Origin of the sequence: Bacillus sp. SIMBA_026 (genome assembly GCF_046535335.1) — a bacterium.
GTDB lineage: Bacteria > Bacillota > Bacilli > Bacillales > Bacillaceae > Bacillus > Bacillus velezensis.
Genome location: NZ_JAWRWX010000283.1, coordinates 1 through 258 on the forward strand (window position 1 = coordinate 1; position 258 = coordinate 258).

Sequence of the window (258 nt, forward strand, 5' to 3'; positions counted from 1 at the left end):
GATAGACCCGAAACCTGTTTTCGAAACAGGACGGATGGCCTTGCAGTACGTCACCCCTGGATACGCCTGCTGGAGCGCGGCGACTCTGGCTGTCGTAGAAGCAACTCGAAGTAATGACGAGGAGAAGAATCACCTCTCGTTGCCTGTGGTTTACACCGGCCACGTAGACGATCTTCTTACGCTCACCAGCGCCAGCATCAACAGCGCCTCCAGGCGCGAAGCGCAGCCAGATATTGGCGCTTGGTCAAGCAATACCAG

General features: G+C 56.6%; 1 protein-coding gene. It reads left to right on the forward strand.

The features are described 5' to 3' along the window. Window positions 1-40: 40 nt before the first annotated feature. On the forward strand, window positions 41-258 hold a 218-nt coding region (locus SB847_RS21500), incomplete at its 3' end, for a hypothetical protein (protein WP_410578703.1).